This window comes from Acidobacteriota bacterium, from assembly GCA_012517875.1.
In the GTDB taxonomy this organism is placed as follows: domain Bacteria; phylum Acidobacteriota; class JAAYUB01; order JAAYUB01; family JAAYUB01; genus JAAYUB01.
The window spans coordinates 1-18,671 of sequence record JAAYUB010000044.1 but is presented as its reverse complement, the minus strand read 5'-3'; the positions used below and the strand labels follow the sequence as shown (position 1 = coordinate 18,671).

Annotated in this window: 10 protein-coding genes; 6 read left to right on the top strand and 4 right to left on the bottom strand. The window is 68.3% G+C overall.

Going from position 1 to position 18,671, the window contains the following annotated elements; all coding sequences use genetic code 11:
• Positions 1-1,554 (top strand): acriflavine resistance protein B (locus GX414_05590; GenBank protein NLI46563.1); only part of this gene is annotated, 1,554 nt, incomplete at its 5' end.
• Between the two features lie 51 nt (positions 1,555-1,605).
• On the opposite strand, the gene GX414_05585 is transcribed toward GX414_05590, so the two are convergent.
• From GX414_05585 to GX414_05575, 3 genes are all read right to left on the bottom strand, one after another.
• Positions 1,606-2,421: a response regulator transcription factor gene (locus tag GX414_05585; GenBank protein ID NLI46562.1), complete on the bottom strand. Its 816-nt coding sequence runs from the start codon at positions 2,419-2,421 to the stop codon at positions 1,606-1,608.
• A 101-nt stretch (positions 2,422-2,522) separates the two neighbouring features.
• A complete protein-coding gene (locus tag GX414_05580; GenBank protein NLI46561.1) occupies positions 2,523-3,386 on the bottom strand; it encodes a kinase/pyrophosphorylase in 864 nt (287 codons plus the stop codon).
• Between the two features lie 218 nt (positions 3,387-3,604).
• Positions 3,605-4,069 (bottom strand): nuclear transport factor 2 family protein, encoded by a 465-nt coding sequence (locus GX414_05575; protein ID NLI46560.1) that lies wholly within the window; start codon positions 4,067-4,069, stop codon positions 3,605-3,607.
• Positions 4,070-4,346: 277 nt separating this feature from the next.
• Here GX414_05575 and GX414_05570 point away from each other — a divergent pair, with 277 nt between their 5' ends.
• The gene (locus GX414_05570; protein NLI46559.1) at positions 4,347-5,654 is read left to right on the top strand and encodes a hypothetical protein; all 1,308 of its coding nucleotides are present in this window, start codon (positions 4,347-4,349) and stop codon (positions 5,652-5,654) included.
• Between the two features lie 238 nt (positions 5,655-5,892).
• On the opposite strand, the gene GX414_05565 is transcribed toward GX414_05570, so the two are convergent.
• On the bottom strand, positions 5,893-10,833 hold the full coding sequence (locus tag GX414_05565) for a S8 family serine peptidase (protein ID NLI46558.1): 4,941 nt from the start codon (positions 10,831-10,833) through the stop codon (positions 5,893-5,895).
• A 180-nt stretch (positions 10,834-11,013) separates the two neighbouring features.
• On the opposite strand from GX414_05565, the gene GX414_05560 reads away from it, so the two are divergent.
• The 4 genes from GX414_05560 to GX414_05545 all read left to right on the top strand — a co-directional run bounded on the left by GX414_05560 (position 11,014) and on the right by GX414_05545 (position 18,634).
• Complete coding sequence (locus GX414_05560; GenBank protein ID NLI46557.1) at positions 11,014-11,547, top strand: flavin reductase family protein; 534 nt, start codon at positions 11,014-11,016, stop codon at positions 11,545-11,547.
• 56 nt (positions 11,548-11,603) lie between these two features.
• The gene (locus GX414_05555; GenBank protein ID NLI46556.1) at positions 11,604-13,262 is read left to right on the top strand and encodes an amidase; all 1,659 of its coding nucleotides are present in this window, start codon (positions 11,604-11,606) and stop codon (positions 13,260-13,262) included.
• Between the two features lie 55 nt (positions 13,263-13,317).
• Positions 13,318-17,025 carry a tetratricopeptide repeat protein gene (locus GX414_05550; protein ID NLI46555.1) on the top strand — a complete coding sequence of 1,236 codons (3,708 nt, stop codon included), beginning with the start codon at positions 13,318-13,320 and terminating at the stop codon, positions 17,023-17,025.
• Between the two features lie 142 nt (positions 17,026-17,167).
• Positions 17,168-18,634 (top strand): M28 family peptidase, encoded by a 1,467-nt coding sequence (locus GX414_05545; GenBank protein NLI46554.1) that lies wholly within the window; start codon positions 17,168-17,170, stop codon positions 18,632-18,634.
• Positions 18,635-18,671 lie beyond the last annotated feature (37 nt).

Sequence of the window (18,671 nt, the reverse complement as noted above, 5' to 3'; positions counted from 1 at the left end):
AACCTGGGGGGCTCGGTGACGGGGCCCGTGTTGCCGCTCTTTGTGCAATCGTTGGTTCACAATATGAGCGATGCCTCCACGGCGACCGGGATGATCCTGGGCGCCACCGCCTGGCTCTTCAACGTCGTGCCCAAGGGCTTCATCCCCACCGAGGACACCGGCCAGGTCCGCGGCTTCACCGAGGCGATCCAGGGCATCTCCTTCGAATCGATGGTCCGCCACCAGCGGGAGGTCACCGAGATCATCCGCCAGGATCCGGATGTCGAGGGGATGATGTCCAGCTGCGGCGCCCGCGGTGCGTCCGGCCTCAACGCCGGGAATGTGTTCCTGCGTCTCAAACCGCGTCACGAGCGCACCAGCACCGCCGACGAGATCATCAACCGGCTGCGCCCAAAGCTCGCCCAGATCCCCGGCATCCAGGTCTACCTCCAGAATCCGCCCACCATCACCATCGGCGGCCAGCAGACCCGGGCGCTCTACCAGTACTCCATCCAGAGCACCGACACCGCGGAGCTGTACCGGTACGCCCCCCTGCTCGAAGCCCGGCTCCGCGCCATGCCGGAGCTGCTCGACGTCAACAGCGACCTGTTCATCAAGAATCCCGAGGTGCGGGTGGACCTGCTCCGCGAGAAGGCCACCGCGCTCGGCGTGACCGCCTACCAGGTCGAGGACGTCCTCTACACCGCCTTCGGCACGCGGCAGATCTCCACGATGTTCGCGCCCGACAACCAGTACTACGTGGTGATGGAGCTGCTGCCGCGGCTGCAGCGGGAGCCGAATGATCTGTCCAACCTGTACATCAAGTCCGGGGGCGGCCGGATGGTTCCGCTCGATGCCGTGGCCCGGATCCGCCCGGCGGTGGGGCCGCTGTCGGTGAACCACCTGGGGCAGCTCCCCGCTGCGACCGTCTCCTTCAACCTGCGGCCGGGCGTGTCGCTGGGCGCGGCGCTCACGCGCATCGAGGGCGTCGCCGACGACCTGCTGCCGCCCACGGTGACCCGGAGCTTCCAGGGCACCGCCCAGGCCTTCCAGGCGTCGCTCAAGGGCATGGGCCTGCTCCTGCTCATGGCCGTGGTGGTCATCTACATCGTCCTGGGGATCCTGTACGAGAGCTTCATTCACCCGGTGACCATCCTGTCGGGCCTGCCGTCGGCGGGCCTGGGGGCCCTGGTCACCCTGCTGCTGTTCCGGGTGGACCTGAACATTTTCGCCTTCGTGGGGATCATCATGCTGGTGGGCATCGTCAAGAAGAACGCCATCATGATGATCGACTTCGCGCTGGACGCCGAGCGCACGAAGCAGGTGCCGCCCGCCGAGGCCATCTACCAGGCCTGCCTCATCCGCTTCCGGCCCATCATGATGACCACCATGGCGGCGTTCTTCGGCACGCTCCCCATCGCCGTGGGCTTCGGCGCCGGCGGCGAGTCGCGCCAGCCGCTGGGGTTGGCGGTGGTGGGCGGACTCGTGGTGTCTCAGGTGATCACGCTGTATTTGACGCCCGTGGTTTACATCTACCTGGACCGGATGCAGCGGCGCGCGCGCCGGCAGCGATAGACGGCCGGCGCCCTGTCGTACCGGGCCCGAACACGCGTGAATCGGGCGGTCTCAGTTGGCCAAACCCAGCCGGCTCATCAGGTTCTCGCGGTAATTGCGGCTCAGCGTCAACTCGGTCCCGTCCTCCAGCAGCACCTTGTAGTCGCCGTGGAAGTACGGCTGCAGCTCCCGGATCCGATTCAGGTTGATCATGGTGGACCGGTGGATCCGGGCGAAGCGGGCGGGGTCCAGCTGTTCCTCCAGTCGGGCCATCGTCTCCCGGACGATGTGGGTCTGCGACCCGGAATGCAGGCAGATGTAGTTGCCCGCCGACTCCAGCCAGTCCACCTCGGACACGGGCACCAACAGGACGCGGCCGTCGGTGCGCACGGCGATCCGCTGCAGGTGGCTGCGGCGGCGCTGCATGTCCTGCACCAGCTCCGCCAGTTGTACCGGCAGGCCGTTGTCGGCGCGGCTCCCGCAGCGGCGGCGCGCCCGGTTCAGCGCCTCATGCAGGCGGTCCTGGTCGAACGGCTTCAGGAGGTAGTCCACCGCATGGACGTCGAACGCCTGACGGGCGTATGCCTCGTGCGCCGTGACGAATACCACCGGCGGCATCCGGTCGGCGCCCACCGCATCGATGACCGCCAGGCCGTCCATGCCGGGCATCTGCACGTCGAGCAGGACCAGGTCCGGCGCCTGTTCCCGGATCACCGCGACGGCGTCGGGCCCGTTGGCACATTCGCCGATCACGTCCACTCGGGCCTCGCCCTGCAGCAGCCGGCGGACGCGTTTGCGCGCCAGAGTTTCGTCATCGACAATGAGGACGCGCAGGGCGGTCGCCTCGACGCTGCCACCGGGCGCTTCGAGAGTCGGTGAAACGCTCATAGTCACTTCCCCCGGACAGGATTGTCTTCCTCCGCTATATACGCACGGCGGGCTGGTTTTGTTGCAGGGTGCGCCGCCTGCCGGCCGGGCAGCCGGGCGGCTCAGATTTCGGGCAGCACTTCGGAGAAGCCGTCCCGCTTGGCGCCGAAGTGGGAGAACATGATCCGGGCCGCTTCGGTGGCGGTTTCCTCGATGGAGCGGAAGGTCACGTCGATGATGGGCCAGCCATGCCGGCGGTAAAGGCAGACGCCGTAGGCGACCTCGTCGCCGATGAGGCGGGGATCCGTGTACTCGACCAGGGCGCCCGAACGCTGGTGGCGGGCCCGCTCCTGACGGATGAGCTGGAGCCGGTCGGGATTGATGGTCAGGGCGACCACCCGGCGCGGGTCCACGGTGAAGAGCTCTTCGGGCAGCGGCTGACCAAGCACCACCGGCACGTTGGCGGCCTTCCAGCCGCGGTAGGCCAGGTAGATGCTCACGGGTGTTTTGGACGTGCGCGACACGCCCAGGAGCACGATTTCCGCCTGGTCCAGCGTGGCCAGTCCGACACCGTCGTCGTGCTTGATGGTGTAGTCCACCGCCTCGATCCGCTTGAAGTACTTCTGGTCGAGCTGGCGGAAGAGGCCCGGCTGGGCCAGCGGCGAAACTTCCAGGATGTCGGAAAATCGCGTCAGCACGGGACCGAGGATATCCACCGTGGGCACACCCTTGAGCCGGCCCAGTTCGTAGATCCGCTGGCGGAACTCCGCCGCCACCATCGTGTAGACGACCACGCCGCCCGTCCGGTCAGCCCGGTCGAGGATCGCCTCGATCTGCTCGAAGGTGCGCACATGGGGGAGGGTGACCACCTCAACCTGGCTGGTGTTGAATTGGGACAGCGCCGCCTGGACGACCGTATGGCAGGTGCGGCCGGTGGCGTCGGACACCACGAAGATGCGCAGCATGTCGCCGAGGCCCGGATTCATCGTGGTCTGATTCTAGGCAATCCGGCGGCCTGTGTCAAATCGCCGCTAGCTTGGCGTCGGTCTGGACCCCGTCAGGGAACGTTTCCACCCATCCCGCCGCGACCGCGCGCCGGCCGGGAAAAATTCGGGGCGGCCGTGCGGCCGCCCCGGTGCAGAGGAGTCTTCCCCCTGAAGCCATGGGGAACCGTCCGCCCATCCCCTGGCGAACGGCGCCCGCGTCACTTGGGTGGCGGAGGCGGCGGCGGAGCCGCCGGCTCCCAGACCACGTTCACGATCTTCCATTCCCCGTCCAGCTTGGCCAGGTGGCAGTGGTCGATGAACTTGAGCGAAACGACCCGGACGCTGGCGACCACGCGGTCCACCGACAGGATCTCGATGGCCAGCTTCATCTCTTCGCCCGGTTTCAGCCGGCCCGCGCCGGCGCCGGAGTACGCCACCATGGCCGACTTACCGATGGGCTGCAGGAACAGCCGTCCTGCGCCCGGACTTTGCAACACGCCCCGTTTGGCCAGCTCCGGATGGAGCGCCCGGCCCAGGCGGGCCGCGTCACCCGTGTACCAGCCTTCAATATAGTCGCGCACGCACCCTTCGATGGCCGCGCGGTCCGCCGCGGTGTCCGGGGCCGTTTCCCCCGGCACCGCCACCATCCATGTAGCTATCAGAAGCAGGCTCGACAGCCACACGCTGCACCTCCGAATACAAGCACTCAGAGCATTGCGCGGGTTGAATCGTTCCCTTATACGTGCAGAATCCGGCCGGGATTCGACGTTTCTCACCCGGAACACGCGGCCTGTCCCGCGTCTGGTCCAGTTTACCCCGTGATTCGGCGGACGGGTTCCATCCGCCCCGTTGACGGCGACCAAATATTTTTGCGAAAATCCGAGTAACCGGCACTCTAACCGAACGGATTCGGATGCGACCCGACCGGCACACCACCGTTGGAAACACAAGGAGGCCATCATGTATGAACCGCTGAGAAAGTGGGGCACATTCATTTTGATCGTGTGCGCCCTGGGGGTGGCCCTCGGCGCCATCAGCCCGGAGTTGCGCGCCCTGGGGCGGCAAGTCAACGCCGTGTTCCGCGCCCTGGACAACCTGTCACTCCCGGACAACCTGCCGGAGATCGAGGCCAAGCTCAAGGAAGCCGACAGCCTCATCGAGAAGGTCCGGGCCATGGACCCTGAGTATGCCGAGATTGGAGTCTGGGAAAACAAATCCCGCGGCTGGAAAAAACAGATCGCCATGGTGAAGCCCGCCGCGGGCGGCGATTCTTCGACCAGCGGCTCCACCGCGACGTCCGGGTCATCCGCGTCTCCCTCGGGCGCACCCGTCTCCGGCGGCCTGAGCAAGGAGGAGGTCAAGGCGGACTGGCAGGCGTTCTGCGATTACTTTGAGACCTTTGAAACCAAGTACAAGGCGATCTTCAACCACAACGGCGAGGTCATGTACAACGAGAACACCCTGAACGACACCATGGCCAAGCTGGAACAGTTGCGCCGGGCGGACGTCCCCGAAGCCCGCAAGCGGCTCGAGGCCTTCGGCGCCAAGTACGGCCGCGACACCGACACCATCGACCGCAAGCTCTTTGAGCTGACCCCCGAGAATTCGCGCAAGAGCCGGCTGGACCCGGAGAACCAGCGGCCCGACTGCTCGGCCGGCCAGGACTACCGGGATCTGGAGCGCATGCTGAAGATGGTCAACGAGGGACCGGTGAGCCAGGCCGCGGGGATTCTCAAGCAGGTCCAGCTCGAACTGAACAACACCGCCCGGAAGTCGGAATCCCAACTGGCCCGGCACGCCGAACAGCTGGCGGCCGCCCACCGGCTCGACCCGAACAACGCCGCGGTGACCGAACAGCTGGCGGCGATTGAAAAATCGCGCGCCGGCATCAAGGCGGCGGCGGCCGAGCAGCTCAAGACGGCCAAGTTCCCCCCCAACTCCGGCAGTTTTGCCGGACCGGGCAGTGTGGGCACACTGACGGCGGCAGCCATACGCTATTTCAACGAAGTGTACCCCAAGGAGAAGGCCATCGCCGCCAGTGTCGCCGGCAACTGGGTGAGCACGAAGAAGAACATCCTGGGCCAGACCATCCAGTGGGGTCTGCCCGTCTACATCGCCAGCATCCAGAACAACTCCAAGGAGATCTGCCGCGTGTTCAAGATGACCGTGCTGGCTGCCGAGGGGAACAATCCGCCCAAGGCGCCCCCGTTCGTAGACCACTGGACCGGCGACTCCTACCAGATGCTCATCGCCAACGTCCCGAAATAATTACGCTTCCCAACCTCATGAGCCGGACGGGCCTTCCCGTCCGGCTTTTCATTTGCATAGACCAAAACGGCACCAACGAAAAGCGGCTGGTTGTTTCACCCGGCAGCACCAGGCGCGAAGTGCGGCAAGTACCCATTCACCGATTCACCCATCCACCGTCCCCAAAAAGAACCCCGGCCCGCGGAAGCGGGCCGGGGGGATTGCCGATTGAACACGCGGCCGGAGGCCGCGAGGTACTTTACTGGGCCGGGACGGCGCAGAGGAAGTCCAGCGCGTCGTTGCCGAACAGGACGAATGAGAAGACGGCGTCCGTCGCGGTCACATGGATATAGCCGCTGGTCTGGGCCTGGAGCGTACCGATCCCCTCGATCTGGGACAGCAACCGGACATACTTCTCGCCCGGAGCCAGAGTGCGCACCACGGTGTTGCCGTTCTGGGTACCGTCACTGAGGAAGACCTTGATGGTGACGTCCACCGGGGCTGCGTTCGTGTTCACCACGGCGATGCCGGTGAAGAAGCTCACGCCGCCGGCGTCGCCGCTGGCGACCTGGGCGTAGTAGAAGTCGTCTTTGCCCTCGCGTTCCAGCGGCAGGGTGGACATGTAGTGGTTGTCCACCGGGTTGCCAAAGGTCAGGCAGCTCGATAGCGCCAGAGTGGAATCCACCTGGAGCCATCCCTCGGTGGTCACGCCCGACGGCAGGCCCAACTCCGTGTCGCGCAGCCGGACGAACTTCAGGGCCGGTACGGTCACCTGGAAGGGCGCACCGATGACGGTTCCATCGGCGCGATGCGGGGTGATGGTGGCCACGGCATCCGTGTCATGGTAGTTCCACAAAACCAATTCGGTGTAGTAGACGTCGGGCATGAACACCACATGGGGGGCATACAGGCGGGATTGTCCGAGCGGCCGGATGTTCAGCGAACTGATGGCGGCGTCGCCGTCCCGGATCACCGCATTGCCGATGAAGCCGGCCCCGGCGGTGGTGTGATCCGCGCCGGCCTTGTCAGCCCCCGGCAAGGTGATCCTGGCCACGCCGTCGAACGCGGCGCCGAAGGTGGTCGCCGCGTCCAGCTTGACAAAGCCGCCCGCGGGGATGACGTGTTCTCCGCCGTCGTAGGTGGTCACGTTGTCATAACCGAACAGCAACACCGTGATCGCCTCCGTTGTCGGGTTCGCGATGAACAGCTCGGTGGAGAACGTGCCGGTGGCCCGCACCATGGGCAGGAAGCCGAAGCTCATGGTGTCCGCCCATACCGCCGCGCCGTCCAGGCCCGTCAGGCCGCCGCCGGTGAAGTGCTGGGTGACGAAAAAGCCGAGCAGGCCGTCCTGGTCGCTCTCGGCCAGCACCCAGCCGTCGGTGGCCTCGGTCAGCCCCAGAATTCCTTCAACCTGGTAGGCGCCCTGGTCGCCCGCCGGCCAGCTCCAGAAGTCCGACTCCTCGGCGATGTTCCCGGCGGCGTCGAACGATGTGAACCGGACGTTGGCGTCCGCCGCCCCGGTGTTCACGAACCCGTACCCCTCGGTCCACGTGCCGGGCGCGTACGACAGGCGCGGGAAATACGCCCGTTGCACCGGGATGAACGGCGCCGCCGGTTCGAAGCGCATGGATGTGTTGGACAGGTCGAAGGCGTCGGCTTTGGCAAACGCCTGATAGATGGGCAGACCGGCAGGGATGGGCACCGGTCCGGTCAGCGCGGAAAAATCGCTGGACGGGTGGTCCAGGATCGCGCCGGGGCACAGGCCCACGACGCCTTTCCATTCCGGACCGCCGCTGTACTCGGTCTGTGACTGGGTCATGGTGCAGGTGCCCCAGGCGAACTCCACCGCACCGTCCGGGAACAGGATGATGGTGACGGTGTGGGTGCCCGTGGGCCCGGTCTGCGCCCACTGTTCCAGCCGGTCATAGGTGACCGCGAACCGGTCGGCCTGGGCGTTCACCAGGATCTTGTTGTCCCCGACCGACTTGGCCAGATCGGTGAAGAGGCCGGCGATGCGGGGCATGTTATTGAGGAAGGCGAGCGGGCCGCGTTGCTGGTACTCGAAGCCGGCTTCGAAGGTGATGTTGCCGTCGGAGTTGATGTAGCAGCCGGTGTAGAGCTTGCCGTAGAACGGGAAAGTGAACCCGCCGGCGAAGGGAATGTAGATCGAGTCGTCGTCATCGAGCCCGCTCGGTGTGGCGGGGGTGACCCCCAAGGTGACCGGCACGACGTTGGATTCGACGATCGGGCTCCGGTTACCCTGAGAATCCTCCAGGTAACCGTATACCTGGATCGTTTCGCCCACATTGGTCGCCACCATCTGCCAGACGCTGAACGGATCCAGGATGGCCTGTCCGCCGGGGCCGGTCAGGCTGGAAGCATTGACCGGATACGGCAGGGCGGTGACTTCCTCGCCGTTGACCCGAAACAGGAAATAGAACCACTGCAGGTCGGCGTCCGGATCGGCGTAGTCGAACTGCATGATGAAATCCACGAAGGTCGGGTAACCCGCGTCGTACAGCCCCTTCTCGGCGATAACCAGGTTGGTCAGCTCCGGCGGGGAACTCGGCAGCACCCGAAGCTGGAAGGGCCGGGCGAAGGAGCCGGCGCTGCCGTTGATGGTCAGGACGAAGTCGATCACCGTGCTGGGGGCCACGGAGCCGTCCACCTGGAACACGAACGGCGCCGCGTTGAGCTGGCTGCCGCCGGCGTCGATGGTGCCGTAGGTGCCGCCGGACGTGCTCACGGTGATGCCGGCGGTGGCGGTGGCGAGCGTCGCATTCGTGGAGTTGACCGCCGCGCCGCCTGTGTTTTCCAGCGTGATGTTCAGGTTGACGGTCTCGCCCGGATCGATGACGCCGTCGTTGTTGCCGGCCGCATCATCCACCTCGATGGACTGGATGTTGATCACCCCCGTATCGCCCAGCGTCACGCCGCCCGTGACCACGAGGCCGAAGCCCTGGAAACCCGCGCCGGCGAAACCGGGAACATTGGTGCCGAAGACCCGAATGGTGTAGGCGCCGGCGGCCGGCGCTTTGACCAGAACACCTTCGACGTTGTTGAGCGCGTCGGTGCCGGTGGGATTGGCCTTCGATTCCTTCAAGTCGCCGGTCAGCTCCGCGTTCCACTGGTTGCCGGCGTACCGGACGCCGCCCGGACCGACCACCTCGAGGTCGAGGTTGTTGACCAGGGTGATGGCGGCGCTCTCCGAGCCCGGCGGGTCGGTCCAGACCAGGGTGACCTTCAGCGGCTGGCCCGCCGCGACCTGGACGGGATATTCCCGGACGCCGCCGGTGGTCAGCCCGCTGGCGTTGGCCACATCCCACACCAGGAGCTGGCGGGCGTCCGCCTTGGCGTTGAAGTAGAGGGCGTTGTCCAGAAGCACCCGGCCCCAGCCCTGCCCGGCGGCCGGCGCGTCCTCCTTGCCCACCCGGCCGGTGTTGCCGCCGGTCATGTTGGCGCAGGAGTTGATCAGCACCGCCTTGAGCAGCGCCGCCGACGGGGTGAAGGCATCCGCCGGCGTCTTGACGCCCGACGGGTACCACCCCTCGGTGAAGTACTGGCGCGCCAAGGCGCTGAAGCCGGCGACGGTGGGCGCCGCCATGCTGGTGCCGCTCATGGCGATCGTGGTGCAGTTGTTGGCGGTGGTTTCGCCGCGGGCCGAGACGATGTAGTCGCCCGGCAGGGCGAGGTCCGGCTTGTAGCGGCCGTCGGCCGCCGGCCCCTTCGAGGAGAACGAGGCGATGGAGTTGGCGCCGGTGCTGCCGTTGGTGGTGGCCGCCACGGCGATGACATTCTTCGCGGTGCTGAGGTAGTTCAGGGTTTCGGGGGTGGGTCCGGCGTTGCCAGAAGAAACGACGATGAGGAAATCCTCGTTGTCCCAGACGAACATGTCGGTGTAGGTGCAGGCGGTGGTGTAGAGGTTGTTCTCGACGCCCCAGCTGTTGGAGGCGATATGAACGCCGCTGGCGCGGTCCTGGGCCCACATGTCGTAAAACGGCCAGGGGAAGTAGAGGTAGGGGCTGTCGGACCGGCCGCCGTCCTGGATGACGAGTTTGGCCAGGGGAGCCATACCGTCGCCGGTGTCGTGACCGGCGGCCGCGGGCGCGGCCGGCGTGTGGTAATCGTCACCGGTGGCGGAGCCGGAGGTGTGGGTGCCGTGGTAGCCATGAGCAGCGTGGTCGCCGTCTTCGGATCCCGGCAGGATGTTGTAGGCGATGAGCTTGCGCTGGGTGTTGTTCACGGTGAGCACGTTCGGCGGCTCCACGGTCTGGCTGGCCAGCACCGCGCCGCCGGCGGTGTTGATGAAAAAGCACATGTCCTTGTCCAGGCCGCTGTCGGCGACGGCGATGACCTGGCCCTGGCCGAGGATGCCGTGATCGAAGATGGGCGTCGTCTTGCCGGCGGTGTCGCCGCTCTGGCCCATCCAGTAGGAGTTGTCGTTCAGCGGACGATCCAGTTCCCGCCGCTCCACCCAGCGGACGTCGTTGAGGCTCAGGACGTGCTCCACGAACGCCGGCAGGATGTCGCGGGACATTTCGAAGACCACGGTGTTGCGACCGCTCTGCGCGAAATTGAATCGGCGGTCGCTCACGAACCGGTTCACCAGACTCTCGATCATGCCGGCCAAATCGCCGCCGGGGAAGAAGTCCACCGAAAACCGGTGGGTGTCGTCCGCCGCTCCGGCGAAGCGGGTGCGCAGCTCCGCGGCCAGCGCCGGCGCCACCCGGAACCCGGACTGGTAATCGCCGATCCAGCGTACACCGGCCAGGCGGCTGACCTTGTCATACTGCGCGCCGTTGAGGCGGACCACCAGGGCGTGGTTCGGCACATAATCGAAGATCCGGGCGCCGGCGGCCTCGAGCGCCTGCCGGTCGGCGGGCCGGATGGGCCCGGCAAACTGGACCAGGTAGTACTTGTCGTCGAGCGGCTGCCCCTTCAGATAGTCGGGCACCCAGGCGCCGAGGTCGGGCGTCCCGCTCTGCAGCGGGTCGAAGATCGCCGCCTTGAGCAGGACCAGCTCGCCGCGGGCCGCGGCCTGCGTGTAGAACTGCTGCGGATCATCTATGGACTGGGCCGTCCCGGGGAAGAGGATCGGCCGGTCCGTCAGAATCTGGCCGGCCCACACGCCCGCGGTTCCCGCCAGCAGGACAGCCAGCAGAAACCCGAGCCTGGACCCGGCGCTTTGTGCACGCATCATGAGGCACCTCCGAAAGGGTATTCGTATGACCCCAAAGTGGACCGATTATAGCACGGGGGTTGGCGCCGGCCGGGCAAAATTGCACCACGCATTGCCGGATCCCCCGGCGGCGGTCCGCCTCTGGTATAATACGGCCAGCATTCGATCCCAATCGACCGCCGGACCGCAGCGAGCGTGACCATGACGCCGGAATTCCGCCCCATCAAGCCCGAGGAGATCCCGGACAACCCCTTCCGCCTCATCGGCGCCGACTGGATGCTGCTCACCGCCGGCACGCCGGGAGACTGCAATCCCATGACCGCCAGTTGGGGCGGAGTGGGCGTGCTCTGGAACCAGCCGGTGGCGATCTGCTTCGTCCGGCCCGTCCGCCACACCTTCGGCTTCATGGAGCGCCATCCGGTGTACACGCTTTCCTTCTTCGAGGAGCGGTACCGGCCGGCACTGGAGCTGTGCGGCACCCGCTCGGGCCGCGACCTCGACAAGCCGGCGGCCGCCGGGCTGACGCCGGTCGCCGGCGCCGGCGGCGGCGTTGCGTTCGCCGAGGCCCGGCTGGTCATCGAGTGCCGGACGCTGTACAGCCAGGACCTGGATCCCGTCCGCTTCCTGGATCCGGGACTGGCGGAGCACTACCCCAACCGGGATTACCACCGGCTGTACATCGGCCGGATCACGCACGTCTGGATCCGCGCCGCCGGATCGCCACACCATGGCTGATCCCGCGCGCGGCAGTTCGCGCGCCCCCCGCGCGGGCGCGCCACCGAGGTGAACGCATGAGGCAAAAACTCCTCTGGATCAGCAGCGCGGCAGCGGTACTGGCCCTCGGGTTCGGCGGCGGCTATCTGGCGCGCGGCCCGGCGGAAGTCTCCGAAGCGGAACTCCTGATCCGCTCGGCCCGGGTGCTGTGGGGCCTGACCCTGACCACGCCCCAACTCCAGCTCATGACGGAAGACCTGAAGGACAATTTGAAGGCGTACGCGGCCATCCGCCGGGAGTCCATCCCCAACGACCTGCTCCCGGCGCTGGAGTTCCATCCCCGCGGCGCCGCGCCGCCCGTTCCCGCAGCCGCCGCCCCGCCGACCGGGCGCCGGTTCACCCGGCCGACGAACATCGAGGAGCTGGCCTTCCGCCCGGTCACCGAGCTGGCCGAGCTGGTGCGCACCCGGCAGGTCACGTCGATGGAGCTGACCGAAATGTACCTGGCCCGGCTCAAGCGGCATGATGCGCAGCTCCACTGCGTGGTCACGCTCACCGAGACACTGGCGCGGGAGCAGGCCCGGCGGGCCGACGCCGAGATCGCCGCGGGGCGCTGGCGCGGCCCCCTGCACGGGATCCCATACGGCGCCAAGGACCTGCTGGCCGTCCCCGGCTACCCCACCACCTGGGGAACGACTCCCTATCGCGACCAGGTGCTCGCCGACACGGCCACCGTGGTCCGCCGGCTGGAAGAGGCGGGCGCCGTTCTCGTGGCCAAACTCACCCTGGGCGAGCTGGCCTGGGGGGACGTCTGGTTCGGCGGCCAGACCCGCAATCCCTGGAACCTCAAGGAGGGCTCCAGCGGCTCGTCGGCCGGCTCGGCTGCGGCCACGGCCGCCGGTCTGGTGGGCTTCGCCATCGGCACCGAGACGTGGGGTTCCATCGTCTCGCCGTGCACGCGCTGCGGCGTGACGGGGCTCCGGCCCACGTTCGGCCGCGTCTCGCGGGCGGGCGCCATGGCCCTGAGCTGGTCCATGGACAAAATCGGCCCCATCGCCCGTTCGGCCGACGACTGCGCGGTGATTCTCGATGCCATCCGCGGCCCCGACGGGCTGGACCCCACCGTGACGGATGCCCCCTACCGGATCCCCGCCCGCCGGCCGCTGGACCGGCTGCGCTTCGGCTACCTGAAACCCCTGTTCGAGGGTGACTACCCGGCCCGCGCCAACAACGCCGCTTCGCTGGCGACGCTGCGGCGGCTCGGCGCGCGTCTCGAACCGGTAGAGTTGCCGCCGGGTCCCGTCGATGCGCTCGCCTTCATCCTGAGCGCCGAGGCGGCGGCGGCCTTCGACGAGCTCACCCGCTCCGGCGGCCTGGACCGCATGGCGCGCCAGACCCGCGACGCCTGGCCCAACGTCTTCCGCTCGGCCCGGTTCATCCCGGCGGTGGAGTACATCCAGGCCAACCGGCTGCGGACGCGGCTCATCGCGGATACCAACGCCCTGTTTGAACGCGTGGACGTCCTGGTGGCACCGGCCTTTGAAGGCGACACGCTGCTCCGGACCAACCTGACCGGCCACCCCTGCGTGGTGGTGCCCGACGGACTGGACGCCAAGGGCGCGCCCACCAGCATCACTTTTATCGGCCGGCTGTTCGACGAGAGCACCGTGCTGGCCGCCGCCGCAGCATTCCAGGCCGGCGGGCGGTTCGAGGGCCGGCGGCCGCCCGGCTTCTGACGCGACATCCAGGGGGCACACGATCATGAACGGGTTTTAGGAGGCAGCCGGACTGATGGCCAGGTACTATTTCCAGATCGGCAATGACGTCGTCGGCCCCCTGGACGCCGAGGGTGCGCGGGCCGCGGTCCGCGAGGGTCGCGTCCGTCCCGACACGCCGGCGCGGTTGTCTCCCGATGCGCTGTGGGAACCCGCGGGCCGCCTGCTGGCGGATTGGCCCGGCGGTCTCGACGGGCCCGGCTGGCCACCGGGCCCGTCCGGCAGCGACGCGACGTTGCGCACCCCCGGCACAGTTGCCGATACGCACCCATCCGGCGTCGGTCGCGCATTCCGGATGAGCTTGTTCGGTCCGGGCGAGCTTGTGGCCGAGCGCTACCGGGTGCTCCGCTTCATCGGCCGCGGCGGGATGGGCGAGGTGTACGAGGTCGAGGACACCGAGTTGCACGAGCGGGTCGCCCTCAAGACCATCCGCCCCGAGATCGCCGGCGACGAAAACGCCGTCAACCGCTTCAAGCGGGAAATCCATCTGGCCCGCAAGGTCACCCATCCCAATGTCTGCCGCATCTTCGACCTGGGCATCCACCACTGGCTGCCGGAGGCGGGCGGAAAGGAAACAGGCGGGGAGGAGCCGGGTGTTTTCTTCCTGACCATGGAGCTGATTCCCGGCGAGACGCTGGCCGAGCGCCTGAACCGGGTGGGCCGGCTGGAGCCGGCGGCGGCGCTGCCCCTGGTGGAGCAGATCTGCGCCGCCCTCGATGCCGCCCACCAGGCCGGCATCGTGCACCGGGACTTCAAGACCGGCAACGTCATGCTCATCCCCGCCCGCGAGGGCGCCGCAGGTGAACGGGCGGTGATCACCGACTTCGGCATGGCCCGTTCCAGCGTCGACAGCGACTCGCCGCTGGACGCGCTCACGGTGACGGGCCAGATCTCCGGCACGCCCACGTTCATGGCCCCGGAACAGGTGGAGGGTGGCCCGGTCACCGCCGCCGCCGACATCTATGCGCTGGGTGTGGTGCTCTACCGCACCGTGACCGGCACCTGGCCGTTCGTGGCCGACACGCCGCTGGCCACGGCGCTCAAGCGGCTGCGGGAGGCGCCGGTCCCGCCATTGGCCCACCTCCCCGGCCTGGACCCGAAATGGGAAGCGGCAATTCTCCGGTGCCTGCAGCGGGAGCCCGCGGCGCGTTTTCCCGACGCCCGGTCAGTCGCCGCCGCCCTGCGCGGCGAAACGGCGGACGGCGGCCCGCGAACCATCCGCCTGGCGCCGCGTCGTCCGGTGCGCCGCTGGCTCGTCGTGGTCGTGCCGGCGCTGGCCCTGGCTGTCACCGGCATCGTGTTGTGGCGGAGCGGCGTGCTCACCCCGGCATCGCCGGTCCAGTCGTCCGGCCAATCAGCCGTGGCCATGCGCCGCGCCGTGGCCGTGCTGGGGTTCAAAAATCTCTCCGGCCGGCCCGACGCCGACTGGCTGGCCACTGCGCTAGCCGAGATGATCCGCACCGAACTGGGACCTGCCAGCCAACTCCGCCTGATTCCAGGGGAGAACATCGCCCGGATGCGCCTCGAGCTGGCGTTGCCGGAGGCCGACACGCTGGCGCCCGACACGCTGCAGCGCATCCGGCGCAACCTCGGCACCGACGTGGTGGTGCTGGGCTCCTACCTGGCGCTGGGCGAGCGGGGCGGCGACCGGATCCGCCTCGATGTCCGCGTGCAGGATACGGTGTCGGGTGAAACGCTGGCCACGTTGGGCGAAACCGGCCAGGAAGCGGAGGTCTTCGATCTGGTCGCCCGGCTGGGCGGCCGCCTGCGTGCCGAGCTCGGCGGCGCCGCGACCACCGGTGCCAAGGCAGCGCCAGCCGTACGCCCGGCGGACGCCAAGGTGCTCCGGCTCTACGCCGAAGGGCTGGCCCGGCTACAGGTTTTCGACGCCCAGACAGCCCGGGACCGCCTTCTGGAAGCCACCCGGCTCGACCCGGCCTACCCGCCGGCATGGGAGGCTTTGGCCGCTAGTTGGACCGCCCTGGGTCACGATGCCGAGGCACGCGCCGCGTCAGCCAAGGCGTTTGCCCTGAGCCGTACGCTGGACCGCGAGACGCGCCTCCGCATCGAGGCCCGCTACCACGAGGCGCAACGCCAGTGGGCCCAGGCGGTGGAGATCTACCGGAGCCTCTGGATCTTCTATCCCGACAACCTCGAATACGGGCTCCGGCTGGCCTCCGCCCAAGTCGCCGTCGGCCAGGGAGCCGATGCCCTGGCCACGGTGGCGCAGTTGCGGAAGCTGCCCGCTCCCGCTGGAGACGACCCGCGCGTGGATCTGGCCGAGGCGTCCGCGGCGGGCAGTCAGTCGGACTACCGGCGGCAGGCGGCAGCGGCCGGCCGGGCCGCGGACAAAGGCCGGACGGCCGAAACGCGGTCGCTCACGGCGCGGGCGCTGCTCCTTCAGTCCGGCGCCTACCGGGAGATGGGCGAACTGAAGCCGGCACAAGCCGCGGCGACTGCGGCCCAGGATATCTTCGCCGCCCTTGGTGACCGGGGCGGCCAGGCCCAGGCGCTGCGAGCCCTGGCCAACATCCGCTACGACCAGGGGGATCATGCCGCGGCCAAGCGCGACTTGACCGAGTCCCTGCGCCTCAGCCGGGCCATCGGCTCCCGGATGGGTGAGGCTTCCGCGCTCGGCAACTTGGCCGTGATCTACAAGGTGAGCGGGGATCTCACCGGCGCGCTCAAGCTGCAGCGAGAAGCGCTGGCCATCCTGGAGGAATTGGGTGAAACCGAGGGGATGGCCACGATCCGCAACAACATCGCCAACATCTACTACATCCAGGGCGACTACGAGCGGGCGCGGCTCATGTTCGAACAGGCCCGCCAGGCCTTCGCGGCCACCGGCAACCGCAGCGGCGTGGCGCTGATCCAGAACAATCTGGCCACCATCCTGTTCGATCTCGGGCGTCTCGAGGAAGCCGGCGCGTTGTACCGGGAATCGCTGGCGATCCGGAAAGAAATCGGCGACAAGCCAGGCCAGATGATGGCGTTGGCTAATCTGGGCGAGGTGGAGCGCTTGCGGGGCAATCTGCCGGAGGCGCGGCGCCTGTACCGGCAGTCGTTGGAGCTGGCGCGGACCAACGGCGTCCGGAGCCTGGAGGCTTGGGCGCTGTTCGGTCAAGGGGAGCTTGAGGCGGCCGCCGGCGACCTGGCGGCGGCCCGCCGGCTGCACGAGCAGGCGCTGGCGATCCGCACCGAGATCAACGAGGCCGCCGAACTGCCCCTCAGCCACCTGGCGCTGGCCGGGGTGGCGCTCCGCGAAGGGCGCGCCGCCGAAGCCCGGGCGCTGGCGGAACAGGCGCTGGCCGCGTTCCAGCAGTCGGACGTCGCCGACGGCGCGCTGAGCGCGCGCTTGATGCTAGCCGCTGTCGCCCTGGAACACGGCCAGGCCGACTCGGCGGTCAGGGAACTGGCCGCCGCCCGGACGATCGCGGCACAGATCCAGTATGCGGTCTTAAAGCTGCGGCTGGACCTCATGGAGGCGCGCGCCCTGATCGTAGCGGGACCGGCCGCCAGGGCGACGGAGCGGCTGCAGCGCGTCCTGGCCGAATGCCGGCGACTCGGACTGATGGAGTTGGAGCTGGAGGTCCGGCTGTGGCTCGCCCGGGCCGAGCTGGCCGCCGGCCGCCGTGACGTCGGCCGCGCCGGGCTGGAAACCCTGCGGCGCGACGCCGCCACCCGCGGCTTCGGCTGGCTGGCCCGCCAGGCCGCCACACCCTGATGGCCCGGGCCCCGCGAAACCAGCGGCAGGAGTCTCGGCGATAACAGCATCTACGGGCACATTTCACATATCCTTTCTCCGTCCCATTCCGTAGAATATTCTGTTGGGCCATATGGACCATTTCATCCCCATGGAGAACGTCATGCGTTGCTGCCTGATCGCCGTGTTGTTGATCGCCTTGGCCGGTCTGACACCGGCCGACGACGACGAACCGGGCGCCCCCGGCCGCCTGATCGTCGCGCCCAACCCCATCAGCGCCTATTCCATCTGCAAGATCCTGGCCGGCCCGGAGTATGCCGGCCGGCTCACGGGCCATCCCGGCTACACCGCCGCCGCCCGCTGGGCCGCCGACCAGTTCCGCCTCTGGGGCCTGGAGCCGGCGTTCCCCGGCGGCTACCTCCAGCCCTTCCCGGCCCCGCACACGGTGCTCGAAGCGGCCGAAGCGGTCCTGTACCTGCCCGGCGCGACGCCGGAGGCGCCGGAGCGCGAGGTCCGGCTGGAGCCCAACAAGGACTACCTGCCCCTGTCGTTCAGCGACAGCGGCGACCACACCGCCGGCATGGTCTTCGCCGGCTGGGGCATCGCCGCGCCGGAGCTGGGCTACGACGACTACGCCGGGATCGACCCGAAGGGGAAGTTCGTCCTCTGCTTCCGGGGCACGCCGGATCCCGCCGACGACCGCTTCACCGACCACGACCAGCACCGCACCCGCCTGCGCACGGCGCGGGAGCGGGGCGCCCTCGGCCTGGTTTACATCTATGAACAGCCCCAGATGAACACCAATGGCGACTGGCTCGCCGGCTTCACCCCGGCGGAGATCAGCTACGCCGTGGCCGACAAGATCCTGGCCGCCCGCTCCACCACCGCCAAGGACCTCCGCGACGACCTGCGGCGCTATCGCCGGCCCCTGTCGTTCGACCTGCCGGGCCGGCTCCGCCTGCGGGTGGTCTCCCGCCACGTGCCCGACAGCCAGGGCTACAACATCGCCGCCTTCATCCCCGGCGCCGATCCGGCGCTGCGCGACGAATGCGTCATCGTCGGCGCCCACTTCGACGGATGCGGCCCGCACCTCGGCTTCATCTACCCGGGCGCCAACGACAATGCCAGCGGCTCCGCGGTGGTCATGGAGCTGGCGCGGACCATGAGCCTGTGGCCGAACAAGCCCCGGCGCACCGTGATCTTCGTCCTGTTCGGCGCCGAGGAAACGGGACTGCAGGGCTCCCACACCTTCGCCGCCGGCCTCCCCTACGGGATGCGGCAGGCCGCCGCCATGATCAACATCGACATGGCCGGCGCCGGCGACGGCGCCTGGTGCGGCTACAGCGCGGCGCTGCTCCCGGTGGTCGAGGCGGCCGACGCCGAGGTCGGGCTGATTCGCAACAAGCGGGCCATCACGCGCGTGGGCGTGCGCTCCAGCGACTTCGCCCCGTTCTTCCAGCTGGGGATCCCGTGCGTCAGCCTGTCGTCCACCGGGCCGCACCTGGCATACCACGAGCCGGGCGACACCATCTACCGGATCAACCCGGAGATCCTGGGCGCCATGGCCCGGCTCACCGGCGGCATCGCCGCCCGCCTGGCCGACGGCGATGCCGTGCAGCCGGTCCCCTGATGTGAGACAATAACGTCCGGAACTCAACCGTCGGGTT